Here is a 12,773-nt window from a genome sequence, read left to right as displayed (position 1 = left end):
CGTTAGTCATCCCTACTCTGTCTTCAAATTCTCCAGGGCGTGGCGCGCTGCATTCTGCTCCGCGTGCTTCTTCGAGTGGCCGTGGCCCTCACCCAATTTCTTGCCATCAACGTAGACGGCAACTTCGAAGGCCCGATCATTGTCGGGACCCTCTTCGTCTAACAAGCGGTAATCAATATTGACGGAACCGTTCTTCTGAACCAATTCTTGTAGCTCCGTCTTATGATCAAAGAACTCATCGAAGCGGCCTTCATCCAGCTTAGGGAAGACGACCGTCGTCACGAATTTAACCACCTGATCTAGCCCTTGATCCATGTATAGTGCCCCAATAAACGATTCAAAGATATCGCAGAGCAGCGAATCACGTTGCCGGGCTTGCGCCTTCTCTTCACCCCGACCCAATCGAATATACTGGTCAAAGTGACACTCACGCGCAAAACTGGCAAAACTTTGTTCGTTAACCATGGCCGCCCGCAGCCGCGTCAACCGTCCCTGTGGCATTTTAGGATACCGCCGGAAAATATAATTGGAGACGACCAACTGCATCACGGCATCCCCTAAGAACTCAATCCGTTCATAAAACTTGAGGCCCTGATTGGGGTGCTCGTTGACATAGGAGGCTTGCGTAAACGCCTCGTCCAACAGTGATTGATCTTTAAAATGAATATTAAAATTATCTTTTAATTCCTGATTTAATCCCGCAATCACGCGCTAATCCCTCATTTCTAGTAATCCACTAATTCCTCACAACTCACAGATAATCCTGCTTCTGATTGAAAAAGCCCGGGACAAAGAATGCGGCCCGGACTCGCTCAATACTTATTTGGCATCGCCTTGGTGGGCGACTACGTAGTCAACCACTTCACCGATCGTCGTCAATTTTTCAGCATCTTCATCAGAAATCTCAGCGTTAAAAGTATCTTCTAATTCCAAGACAAATTCCACGAAATCAATGGAGTCAGCATCCAAATCCTTTTTGAAGTTTAACTGCTCATTAATCTGATCCCGATCCGTTTCAAACCGGTCGGCAATAATATCCGCAATCTTGTCGAAAATTTCAGTTCTTGTCATATCTAATCCCTCACTCACAGTATTCAATAAGTAGTCTAACCGTTTTGGCAAGCCTTGTCTAGCAAATTAGTGACCCCACAACGACGCTTACTTCAATGATTCCTTTAAAGCAGCCATCTCATCCGTGTGATCCGCAAAGTACGTGACTAACTGGTCGGCACTCTTAGTGGTAATTAATTCCCGAATCTGACCGATCGTATTCTTAACCGTCGGGGCTTTACTGGACCCATGCGTCTTCACAACCGGTGCCTTCAAGCCCAACAGCACAGCACCACCGTATTGGGAATAATCCATAGCTTGCTGCACATTCTTGAAGACGGGCTTCAACATGCTAGCCCCAATCTTACCGCCTAAGCCACCACTCATGATTTCACCCTTAATGAGCTTCAACATCGATAGCGCCGTGCCCTCGATGGCCTTCAACGTGGCGTTCCCCGTAAATCCATCGGTAACCACCACATCGGCGGCCCCATTGAGCAATTCACGTGATTCGACGTTACCAATGAAGTTCAAACTATCCACGCTCGCCAGCGCTTGATAAATGGCCTGGTGCGCCATATCGCCCTTATCTGCTTCCGTTCCGTTATTCAGTAGGCCGATCCGTGGTTGCTTGACCTGCATGATGGACTGTGCGTAATACTGACCCATGACGGCGTACTGAACCACATTGAAAGGCTTCGTGTCCGCATTGGCCCCCACATCCAGCATCACAAAGCTGGATTGATCAGGCTTCCGTAAGACGGGCAAGGTCGTGGTCAGACCGGGGCGATCAATCCCCTTGATCCGACCAACGATCAATAACCCAGCGGCTAAGACCGCACCCGAGTTCCCTGCAGAGAAGAACGCATCGGCTTGGCCTTCCTTAACGGCCGTGGCTGCCAGCACGATGCTCGATTGCTTCTTACGGCGAATCGCACGTACCGGTTCATCCTCCATGGTGATCACTTCAGCGGCTGGCATCAACGTGATCCGCGTGCTATCTTGAATCAACGGTTTGACCTGTTCTTCCTGACCATATACTAAAAATTCTACATCAGAGTAGGCATCGCGAGCTTGTTCCACTCCCTTGATAATCTCTGTGGGCGCATAGTCGCCACCCATTGCGTCAACGGCAATTTTCATAGTTCGTCTCCTTTTTAATCCATGGTTGTGTTCTGATGAGCCGTGGTACTGAGAAACGCAGCCAGCGCTAGATTGTCATCTTGCTCGGCCCAGTCGGGTGTAGCCACGGTCTCTTTTGCCGCTTGTTGCGCGACACTCAAAATGTTCAAATCAGCGACCGGATCGCCGACTTTGAAGTCCGGAACCCCTGACTGCTTTTTACCCAGAATATCACCTGGGCCGCGTAATTCCAAATCCTTTTGCGATAACACGAAGCCATCGTTCGTACTGGTCATGGTCGTCATCCGTTCTACGGCTAACTCATTCTTCGGATCAGCGATTAAAATACATGCCGACGCCTTCTGACCCCGGCCAACCCGACCGCGCAGCTGATGGAGTTGGGCAAGCCCAAAGTGGTCGGCGTCATAAATCAGCATGACCGTGGCGTTGGGCACATCGACCCCGACTTCAATCACGGTCGTTGCCACCAACACTTGAAATTCATTCGCCTTAAACGCGTCCATGACGGCATTCTTTTCGTCATTTTTCATCCGACCGTGCAGCAGGCCCACCTTATAAGTTGGCTCAAACTCTTCTTTGAAGCGGGCGTAAATCGCCTCGGCATTCTTCATGTCGACGGCTTCCGACTCTTCAATCAGTGGCGTGACGACGTAGGCCTGTGAGCCACTACTCAACTCGGCTTTCACCTGACGCAGTGTGGCATCCACTTGATTGCTGCGAATCCACGTTGTCTTAATCGGTTGGCGCCCGGCCGGCAATTCGTTAATGACCGAAACATCCATTTCACCGTACGCTGTAATGGCGAGTGTCCGGGGAATGGGGGTGGCGGTCATCGCCAAGACGTCCGGTTGCCGTCCCTTTTCTCGCAGCGCCTGCCGTTGATTAACCCCAAAGCGATGTTGTTCGTCAACGACCGCTAACCCCAGATCGTGGTAGGCCACTTCCGGTTGAATCAAGGCGTGGGTCCCTACGATCAAGTTCACCGTACCATTGGCAATCTGTGGTAGCAGTGTCTGTCGGGCGGCCGGCTTAGTCGCTCCCGTCAGTAGCGCCACATTAACGGGAAAGTCCGCGAACAGTTTTGCCAAATTATTCGCGTGTTGCTCCGCCAAGATTTCCGTTGGCGCCATTAATGCGGCTTGGGCTCCCGCCGTAATCGCCGCATACATCGCGATTGCGGCCACTACCGTTTTACCGCTCCCAACATCCCCCTGGAGCAAACGGTTCATGTGCACGGGCCGCTTCAAATCAAAACAGATCTCATTGACCACCCGCTTCTGTGCCTGCGTCAGCTCGTACGGTAATGCTGCGATAAACGCCTTCAACTTTGCCAGATCATAGGCCAACGCTTGACCGTTCAGTGTATGATCCTGCTGCCGGACGATCTGTAAGCGGGTCTCAAAGAGGTAGAACTCTTCAAACTTCGCCGTACGCCGGGCAGCCTTCGCTGCGGCGTCTCCAGCTGGGAAGTGCATGTCGTGAATCATCTGCCGGCGGTGCAGCAACCGGTATTGTTCTCGCAAGGGTTCTGGGATCAAATCTACAATTACGGGCGCATACGTCGCGTAGGCACTCTCCACCAGTTTCTGAATCGTCCCCTGACGAACTTCCTTATTGGCGGGATAGATTGACCCCATGCCGCCATCTGCACTCGCGATAATCTTCATCCCCGCCAGGCTCTGCCGTTTAGCGTCAAAGCGACCATACACGGCCAATTCAGCCCCAACCTCCAGTTTATCCTTCAACCACGGCTGGTTAAAAAAAGTGACCGGGATAATGGTATGTTCATCGAGCAATAGGCGAAAGTTCAAGCGGGTTTTCCGCCGACCGAAGCGCGAGATCACGGGTGCCGCCGCGACCGTCCCCTTCAATGTGACCTTCGCCTGATCCGTGAGTTCCGCCGGCTGCTTAGCTTGCAGGTCCTCGTAACGAAACGGGAAGTAGGTCAACAGGTCATTGACGTTTTCAATATCTAATGATTTCAGCGCCTGAGCCCGCTTAGGCCCAACGCCAGCAAGCTCACTAACCGCGTCGTTTAGACTTACCATGTCCCATTCCTCCCTCATTTCATGTGATGACGGTTCATTCAAGCTTCACCGTCTTACCTAAAACTGACCGAACCGATTGCCCTTAGATGGCCACAAAAGTTGTCCGTTCTGACCTGGTGCCTGACTTAAATAACCGTTTAACCTTATTAATTTTACGCTTTCTGGCGTCCGTGCGAAAGTCGTCACGTAGAAAAAGCGAAAGAGGACCGGGACAAACGTCCTGGACCCCTTTTGATTGCACTATTATTCAACAGAAATCAAGAATGGGTAGACCGGTTGGCCCCCATTATGAACTTCCGTTTCTAATTCATCATCTAAGTCTTCCACCGCTGATTGAAGTTGATCGGCAACTTCTTCAGTCGTGTCCGTCCCATAAATAATCGTCACAATTTCACTCTCATCATCAAGCATGGCCTTGACCGTTGCGACCGCCGTCTTAAGCAGATCCGCATCGGTTACCTTAATGGTGCCATCGACAATGCCCATGAAGTTGCCTTCCTTGATGTCAAATCCATCAAGTTCGGTGTCCCGAATGGCGTGGGTGACTTGGCCACTCTTAACCGCCGCCAAGTTTTCTTCCATCGCTGCTTGATTGTCATCAAGATCGGCATCTGGATTGTATCCCAGCATGGCGGTCATTCCTTGAGAAACCGTCGTGGAATGTACGATGACCGCCGGAATATCCGCTACCTTAGCCGCCTGTTCCGCTGCAAGGAAGATGTTCTTGTTGTTTGGCAGAACGATTACGCGCTTAGCTTGACTGCCGTTAATGGCATCGACGATATCTTGGGTACTTGGATTCATCGTCTGACCACCATTGACCACGTGCGTTACGCCTAGGCTCTTAAAGAGCGTAGCTAACCCATCACCGGCGGCAATCGCGATGATTGCCGTATCGGCTGGCGCTTCTTCTTGAGCAGCTGGGGTGGCGTCCGCAGTTTCTTCATCATGTTCCATGATGGTTTCTTGTTGCATCCGCATGTTATCCACTTTGACCTTGGCTAAATCACCAAACTCTTGGCCCCAAGCAATGACCTTACCTGGATGCTCCGTGTGGACGTGAACTTTGACGATTTCATCATCATTCACGACCAACAGAGAGTCTCCTAAGTCAGCCAAATACTTGTAGAACGTGTCGTAGTCGAAGTCATGTTGAACTTGCTTGCCACGACCAATGCGCACCATAATTTCGGTACAGTAACCGTACTTGATGCTAGCTGGATCAAGCTTACCCTGCACGCTTTGGTGGTGGGCAGCATCGATCATTTCGTCCATTTCCGCATCATCCGGCTTGTAGTCGCCTTCCTCAGCTACCCGGCCATTCAATGAATCATTGAATGCTTCGAGAACAAAGGTCAGCCCTTGACCACCAGAGTCAACCACACCGACCTGCTTTAACACAGGCAATAGGTCGGGCGTAGTGGCTAAGGCGGCCTTGGCGGCTTCGTAGACTGCATCCATGACAGCTAAGATGTCGTCGGACTTCTTAGCCGTGTTTAAACCAGCCTGAGCCCCCTCACGGACCACCGTTAGGATTGTTCCTTCGGTGGGCTTCATGACGGCCTTATAAGCCGTCTCAGCACCAGCAGCGAACCCATCGGCCAGGTCTTGCGCCGTCAAAGTTTGCTTGTCGGCTAACTTGCGTGAGAAACCCCGGAAAATCTGGGATAAAATCACGCCAGAGTTTCCCCGGGCCCCCATCAGTAGTCCCTTAGCTAAAGCCGTGGCTAATGCACCCACTGCTTCAGTATCGGCGTCACGTTCGTACTTGGCCCCACTCTGTAGGGACAAGCTCATGTTAGTTCCCGTGTCTCCATCTGGAACCGGGAAAACATTTAATGAATTAATAAAATCGGCATTCTGGTTTAGCTTTTGCGATGCGGCTTGGACCATCTTACCAAACTCAAGATTAGTAATTTCTGTTACTTTCAACTAAGTATCCTCCTTGATTTCAGTACGTCTGGCTAATCAGCCAACACCCGCACCCCTTGAACAATGACGTTGACGGAGTTTGCAGTAACGCCCAACATCGTTTCTAGGTTATATTTGACTTTAGATTGAACATTCCGTGACACTTCAGAAATCTTGGTCCCGTAGCTTACGATGACGTAAACATCAATCGCCACGCCGTTTTCTTCCTGGCGTACGACCACTCCGCGGGCATAGTTCTCCCGCCGTAAGATATCATTTACATTATCACGAATCTGATTTTTACTTGCCATGCCCACGACACCATAATTATCAGTCGCGGCACCCCCAACTACGGTCGCAATCACTTCATTTGTAATATCAATTGTTCCGTACTGAGTCTTAATCTTTACGGCCATGGAAATAGCCTCCTTATTTCTGAGTATACAATCTTAACAGAAATTAATCTTACCACAACCACGGCAAAAATAGAAATCTGAAGTCTGAAAAGCTCGCGACAAGGGGAAATAGGTGTCAAGTAGATTTCCTTGAAAGAAAACGTTGCGTTCCGTAAAAGAGTATGGTAAATTAGTCAGGTGAGCAAAAAGCACTGCTTTTTAAAAAAGTAATGAATGAATCAACAAAGGAGGGTTTACGCCATGGCAAAGGATTTTATCAACGGCAAGCGGACGCGCTTCGGTAACAAGCGTTCTCACGCTTTGAATTCAAGTCGTCGCGCTTGGAAGCCGAACTTACAGAAGGTTCGCATCTTAGTGGACGGTAAGCCGAAGAAGGTTTGGGTTTCTGCTCGGACTTTGAAATCAGGTAAGGTAACCCGCGTCTAGTTATACGGACACGGTTAAACGAAGAAACGAGGAGTACAGGTTCGCCTGTGCCCCTCGTTTTTTCGTGCGGTCAGTGGCTTCCGTCTGCGGCTTGAGAAGTTGTTCTTGGATCGGCGGTACCTCCGCCTCTGATTAAAGGTAGCTGAGTTGTCTCCGGATAACTCAGCTGAGTCTACGTGAGCAACACGGTCTAAGCCTCCAGCTGTCGACCTCCCGACTTAACATAGCATTCAATAGACAACAGAGATATCGACAGTCACGGCCGGTGATCAATTGAACCAGAATAACTGTACTTTTAAGATAGAACGCAATCAGAGCCGGAGGAGGCCAGGGATGGAGTCAGCCGTGAAAGTGCTGTTAGCTGGCGTTTTTAGCCAGCTTATAGCACGGGCGACTTTGGAGACGCAGCTTTTTCGCGGCTTCAAATCGAGCGAGAAGACTGGTGATCTTCCAGTCTGAAGCGTCCCCACAGCAGACGGAATCCCTGGCAGCCGGAGTGCGGCAAATTCAACCTAATTTAGCGGTGTGAATTTTTTATCAATAATTTCAAAAATCGCCACGGATCGTTAAATAATTGATCCGTGGCGATTTTTATTAACTTGTTTATGATCAACCTCTGCGCTGAGCTGTTTTCACTACTCGTGACGCGCTTCATAGGTATCGCAACTTTGAATAACGCAGAGTAACCCTGTGTCAAACTGAAATTCGCCGGTGTCCCCGACAAACTCGTTGCTGGCAAAAGAAATTGGGTACGGAATTGGCTCGTTATGGAGTTGGTATTTTTCATTAATGAGGCTCAAATGATCAATTGGCGTTAGCGGAATGAAGGCCAGATAATTTTTATCTGGTTCCTTCGTAATCTGATAATGCCCCGGCAAATAAAATGAAATCGTATTTTGCTTATCAATTAACCGAATACGGTCTGCATACCGCTTATACTCCGGTTGGAGCACGATAAACAGATTAGCTAAGAAATGATCTAACCGACCACCCGTCGCACCATAAATGTCGATTTTATCGGCACCATAGTCATTCAGCGCCACAGATACCGCGAGTTGCGTATCCGTAAAATCCTTCTCCGGTTGTGACTGACGAATATCTTTGACATTCCGCCGCACCCGTTGTAATTCAGGTGCTTGGAGTGAATCAAAGTCGCCAATCGCCGCTACCGGCTGAATATTGTGATCGATTAACCGTAACGTCCCCCGATCAACGCCAATCCAGGAGCCGTCAATTTTCCGTGAACGCAGGTCGTCCGGCCATTCGGCCTTGGGCCCACCCACGAGGAGATTGAACGTTCCGCCCCGTGGCACTATTTCGTCGCTGCTTTCAAGGCATTGATGCGTTCAACCGGGTCATCGGCGTTGAAAACATACGACCCAGCTACGGCAACCGTTGCCCCAGCGTTGGCACAGTCAACGACCGTCTTGTCGTTAACCCCACCGTCAACTTCAATGTCAAAGTCGTAACCCTTAGCCTTCTTAATGGCATCGAGTTGCGCAATTTTTTCAACCGTACTATGCAAGAACTTCTGACCACCAAAGCCAGGGTTAACCGTCATCACGAGGACTTGACCAACCATGTCTAAGACGGGTTCGATAGCAGAAACCGGAGTCCCAGGGTTGATGACAACTTCTGGAGTAACCCCCGCATTTTGAATCATTTGTAAAGCCCGGTGAATGTGTGGCGTTGCTTCAACGTGCACACCAATAATATCGGCACCAGCCTTAGCAAAGTCATCAACGTACCGTTCTGGGTTTTGAACCATCATGTGCACGTCTAATACCATCTTGGTGATTGGCCGAATTGCCTTCACCCAACCTGGACCGTACGATAAAGCTGGCACGAAGTTACCATCCATAATGTCGATGTGTAAGACTTCGGCACCGGCCTTGTCGACCTTTTCAATGTCAGGTTGTAAATTGACGTAATCTGCACTTAAAATTGATGGCGCTACTTTAATCATAAAATCTCTTCCTCATTTCTTTTTATTATAAATAGGTTTTTGATTCTTTAACAACGTGAGTAATAACAAGTAATTGTCGTAGCGACTTTGCATAAAATCACCGGCAGCAATCCCTGCTTTGACTGCACAACCAGGCTCGTTGACGTGGACGCAGCCGCGGAAACGACAGTCGCGAGAAGCTAGTGCAAACTCAGGAAAGTATTGCCCCAACTCGCGATAATCAATCGTCAACGTGTCGTAGGATGAAAATCCTGGGGTGTCGGCCACCAAACCGTCAGCCACTGGCATGAGACTCACTTTCCGCGTCGTATGCCGCCCGCGATTCAAAGCCGTCGAAATCTCGCCGGTCGCTAGCGTGAGGTCCGGTGAGATGTGATTGAGCAAGGTCGACTTGCCAGCCCCCGTTTGCCCCATGATCACGGTGACCTTATTCGCTAATAACTTCCGCAGATCATCCAAACCACTCTGCGCAAACGGTTCGCGGGTTAAGCATACATCGTAACCAATCTGCCGGTAGCCCGCCGCCAAGGTTTCAAATTCCTGATAACGTTCATCAGAAATTAAATCCGTTTTGGTGAAGTAGATCACCGGCGTAATGTGGCTCACTTCCAGCGCAATTAACTGACGATCCAACAAATTCGTAGAAAACTCAGGTGACGCCACCGCCGTCACAACGACGCCTTGGTCAACGTTGGCCACTGGGGGACGGGTTAACGCATTATCTCGCGGTAAAATTTCTAAAATGTAGCCTTCTTTTAACGTTGAGCTTTCAAACTGTACCCGGTCGCCTACCAGCGGGGTGATTCGCCGTTTCCGGAAATTTCCCCGAGCACGCGTCCGGTAGAGCTCGCCATCACTGAAAACGTCGTAAAAACCGCTCAATGACTGGCGAATTTGTCCTTCTGACATGCAGCACCTCCCTTATCTTGGTTCGCTCACGCCCGCTCCATATTCACGGGGTGGGCGCCACTAAGTACCAAAAAACTCAGTCCTTTATCATTATAAAAGAACTGAGCTATAAATGCAGGTTTTTTCACTAATTTTTCGTGACGTGATTGTCAGAAGCAATGACGTGACCATCACGAACCACTTTATAAGCCCCAGATTTACCCGATGTGACCGTAAACGGCAACGTAACCGTTGTATCGTCCGTAATCGTCATCTGTTTGTAAATCGAGCTTAACGAGTGATCTTGGTCCTTCAAGTAGATCTGAACTAAATTACTGTCGCTACTGGAGGAACTGCTGCTAGAGCTGTCATCATCCGTGCTCTGATCGTCGGTAGAGCCGCTATCGAACGGAATCTTGACGTCCACACTGAATTCATCCACACTCGAGCTGCTTTCACTACGATCACCGCGCGACATGGTTAAGGTGATCTCGTCTCCTTCGTGAACAACTGCGCCCTCACCTGGCGATTGCCGGATCACGCGACCCTTGGCAACGTCATTCGAATAGGCATATTGGAAGGCCAAATTCAGATTATGATTCGTCGCATAGCTCTGCGCCTGGCTCTTCGTCTTATTGGTCAGATCAGCCAACGTCACCGTTTCTGACCCCGTCGACACCGTAAACGTCAGATCCGTCTTGCTAGGGACCACGTTACGTCCCGCCGCTAGACTCTGCTGCATGATCCGTCCAGCCGGCACACTCGTCGAATGAACGGACTCACGGTGAACGGTGAAGCCTAACGCCTCGAGTTTGGCCGCCGTGCTAGCGTAAGCATCGCCTTGATAATTGGCCAGTTTGTACCGCTTAGGTCCCGTGCTAATCCACAAATCAACGACACTCTTTTGCTTCAGCTGCGTTCCCGAACGCGGTTCCGTCCGCACAACCCGGTGAATTTTAACTTTGTCACTCGCGGTCTTGTGGACGGTTCCTACCTTCAACTTGGCCGTGACCAGTGCACTGCGCGCCACCGACTCTTTATCCCCAATCACATCGGGAACATTAGTCATCTGCGGCCGAAAGAGGGCCACGCCAATGATGATGCCGAGGAAGATTAAGAGGATAATCCCCCCTGCGATGAGGAACTTGCGGCGACGTGGGTGGCGATACTTCTTACGTTTCTTCTTACCCGTATCTGGCTGATCCGCTGACTGTGACTCATCCTGAGTAGCCTGATCCTGTTCACCAACCGGCTTCGCAATCGCATGCGGCACCGGCGTGGTATTCAACGCACTGACCGGTAGAACCTTCGTCTCACCATCATCGTCTTGTGCCGGCGTGAAGCGCACTTCCCCCGCCCGCTTAGGCGAAAGCGACGTGCGCAAATCATCTGCCATGCTCGCCACATCGGTATACCGATCGGCGGGGCGTTTGGCAGTTGCCTTTAACACCACATTTTCCAAGGCTTGCGGAATCCGTGGATCAATATCCCGCACGGAAGGAATTTCCGACTGGAAGTGTTTCAACGCAATCGAAACGGCTGTTTCCCCCTCAAAGGGAACCGTCCCGGTCAGCATCTCATAGAGAATAATCCCCAGCGAATAAATATCCGACTGCTTCGTTGCCATACCGCCACGCGCTTGTTCAGGCGACAGATAGTGAACCGAACCTAACACCGTATTCGTCTGCGTCAGACTATGTTCCGACAAAGCCACGGCAATCCCGAAATCGGTAATCTTAGCGACCTGATGCTCATCAATTAAGATATTCTGGGGCTTCAGATCCCGATGAATAATGTTATGCTCGTGCGCCGTCTTCACCGCGTTTAAGATCTGTTCCATGATTTGAATAACTTCTTGGTACGCGATTGGAAAATGCCGCTTAATGTACGCCTTCAAATCGGTACCTTCGACGTACTCCATCACCAAGTACTGCATGCCATTCTCTTCACCGACATCATAGACCTGGACGATATTGTCGTCCACCAATTCCGTAGCCGCCAATGCCTCTCGCTGGAACCGACGGACGGTGCCCGGATCATCTCGCAAATCCAATCGGAGGAGTTTGACCGAGACGTCCCGATCTAAAATCAAATCGTGTGCTAAATAAACGTTAGCCATTCCGCCCTCGCCCAGAGCGCGAACAATGCGGTAACGGCCGTTTAGCGTATAACCCGCGCGCATCAGCTCACCTCCCCGTCAAGGTTGGCGATGATTAAAACCGTAATGTTGTCTAGTCCACCGGCAGCATTGGCCATTTCAACCAGCCGGTCACATTTTTCATTAACCGTTCGCTTGCTGAGCAGCACCCGTTGAATATCCTCATCCGTCACCATATTGGTGAGACCATCCGTACACAACAATAACTGGTCCCCAATCACTAATGGGTACGTGTTCAAATCAAAATGAGCGTCGGACGAAATTCCTAAAGAACGAATGATCACATTCTTTTGTGGATGATGACGGGCCGCTTGTTTACTGATCTCGCCACGTTTGACAAGTTCGTTCACCAAGGAATGGTCTTCCGTTAACTGCCGAAAATGGCCGTCTCGTAACAGATACGCCCGCGAATCGCCGATGCTGGCAATCACCACTTCATCGGTAAAGTACAGCGCCGCTACCAGCGTGGTACCCATCCCGTTAAGGTCAGCGAACTGATTGGACTTATCAATGATGGATTGATTCTCCGCCGTGATCTCACCCGTAATCCAGGTGCGCGCAGCCGCCGGAGTCGTCAAACTGGTCTGCTCGAACTCATGGCCCAAGTGAGAAACCGCCATGGCACTCGCCACGTCGCCCCCCTGATGGCCACCAATTCCATCCGCGATAATGGCCAGGTGTTGGCCCGCTAAATTCGTGAAAACATCCACGTAATCTTCATTATCTTGGCGTTGCTTGCCAATTGACGTTCGGTATGCCACTTTCAT

The 12,773-nt window shown here is 50.3% G+C and carries 12 protein-coding genes; 1 reads left to right on the top strand and 11 read right to left on the bottom strand.

The window, feature by feature from the left end; translation table 11 throughout:
- Nucleotides 1-12 precede the first annotated feature (12 nt).
- From rnc to HF569_RS02410, 6 genes are all read right to left on the bottom strand, one after another.
- Nucleotides 13-708, bottom strand: coding sequence for a ribonuclease III (gene rnc, locus HF569_RS02435; protein WP_168849742.1), 696 nt, complete (start codon nt 706-708; stop codon nt 13-15).
- Nucleotides 709-819: 111 nt separating this feature from the next.
- The gene (acpP, locus tag HF569_RS02430) at nt 820-1,071 is read right to left on the bottom strand and encodes an acyl carrier protein (RefSeq protein WP_168849741.1); all 252 of its coding nucleotides are present in this window, start codon (nt 1,069-1,071) and stop codon (nt 820-822) included.
- A gap of 87 nt (nt 1,072-1,158) precedes the next feature.
- Nucleotides 1,159-2,193 (bottom strand): phosphate acyltransferase PlsX, encoded by a 1,035-nt coding sequence (gene plsX, locus HF569_RS02425; protein ID WP_168901179.1) that lies wholly within the window; start codon nt 2,191-2,193, stop codon nt 1,159-1,161.
- A 14-nt stretch (nt 2,194-2,207) separates the two neighbouring features.
- Nucleotides 2,208-4,241, bottom strand: a complete 2,034-nt coding sequence (gene recG, locus HF569_RS02420) for an ATP-dependent DNA helicase RecG (RefSeq protein WP_168901178.1) — start codon at nt 4,239-4,241, stop codon at nt 2,208-2,210.
- Between the two features lie 243 nt (nt 4,242-4,484).
- The gene (locus HF569_RS02415; RefSeq protein ID WP_168901177.1) at nt 4,485-6,173 is read right to left on the bottom strand and encodes a DAK2 domain-containing protein; all 1,689 of its coding nucleotides are present in this window, start codon (nt 6,171-6,173) and stop codon (nt 4,485-4,487) included.
- A gap of 32 nt (nt 6,174-6,205) precedes the next feature.
- Nucleotides 6,206-6,568, bottom strand: coding sequence for an Asp23/Gls24 family envelope stress response protein (locus HF569_RS02410; protein ID WP_020088996.1), 363 nt, complete (start codon nt 6,566-6,568; stop codon nt 6,206-6,208).
- A 240-nt stretch (nt 6,569-6,808) separates the two neighbouring features.
- On the opposite strand from HF569_RS02410, the gene rpmB reads away from it, so the two are divergent.
- Entirely contained in the window at nt 6,809-6,994 is a 186-nt protein-coding gene (gene rpmB, locus HF569_RS02405; RefSeq protein WP_125575175.1) for a 50S ribosomal protein L28, read from the top strand.
- 635 nt (nt 6,995-7,629) lie between these two features.
- On the opposite strand, the gene HF569_RS02400 is transcribed toward rpmB, so the two are convergent.
- The 5 genes from HF569_RS02400 to HF569_RS02380 all read right to left on the bottom strand — a co-directional run bounded on the left by HF569_RS02400 (nt 7,630) and on the right by HF569_RS02380 (nt 12,773).
- Nucleotides 7,630-8,307 (bottom strand): thiamine diphosphokinase, encoded by a 678-nt coding sequence (locus HF569_RS02400; RefSeq protein WP_168849737.1) that lies wholly within the window; start codon nt 8,305-8,307, stop codon nt 7,630-7,632.
- Nucleotides 8,307-8,960 carry a ribulose-phosphate 3-epimerase gene (gene rpe / locus HF569_RS02395; protein ID WP_168849736.1) on the bottom strand — a complete coding sequence of 218 codons (654 nt, stop codon included), beginning with the start codon at nt 8,958-8,960 and terminating at the stop codon, nt 8,307-8,309. The genes HF569_RS02400 and rpe overlap by 1 nt, the downstream gene beginning before the upstream one ends.
- A 12-nt stretch (nt 8,961-8,972) precedes the next feature.
- Complete coding sequence (rsgA, locus tag HF569_RS02390) at nt 8,973-9,869, bottom strand: ribosome small subunit-dependent GTPase A (RefSeq protein WP_168849735.1); 897 nt, start codon at nt 9,867-9,869, stop codon at nt 8,973-8,975.
- A 127-nt stretch (nt 9,870-9,996) separates the two neighbouring features.
- Nucleotides 9,997-12,030 (bottom strand): Stk1 family PASTA domain-containing Ser/Thr kinase, encoded by a 2,034-nt coding sequence (pknB, locus tag HF569_RS02385; RefSeq protein ID WP_168901176.1) that lies wholly within the window; start codon nt 12,028-12,030, stop codon nt 9,997-9,999.
- Nucleotides 12,030-12,773 carry a Stp1/IreP family PP2C-type Ser/Thr phosphatase gene (locus HF569_RS02380; protein WP_168849733.1) on the bottom strand — a complete coding sequence of 248 codons (744 nt, stop codon included), beginning with the start codon at nt 12,771-12,773 and terminating at the stop codon, nt 12,030-12,032. The genes pknB and HF569_RS02380 overlap by 1 nt, the downstream gene beginning before the upstream one ends.

This window comes from Levilactobacillus tujiorum, assembly GCF_012641185.1.
Taxonomy (GTDB): domain Bacteria; phylum Bacillota; class Bacilli; order Lactobacillales; family Lactobacillaceae; genus Levilactobacillus; species Levilactobacillus tujiorum.
This window is presented reverse-complemented; position numbering and strand designations above follow the sequence as displayed.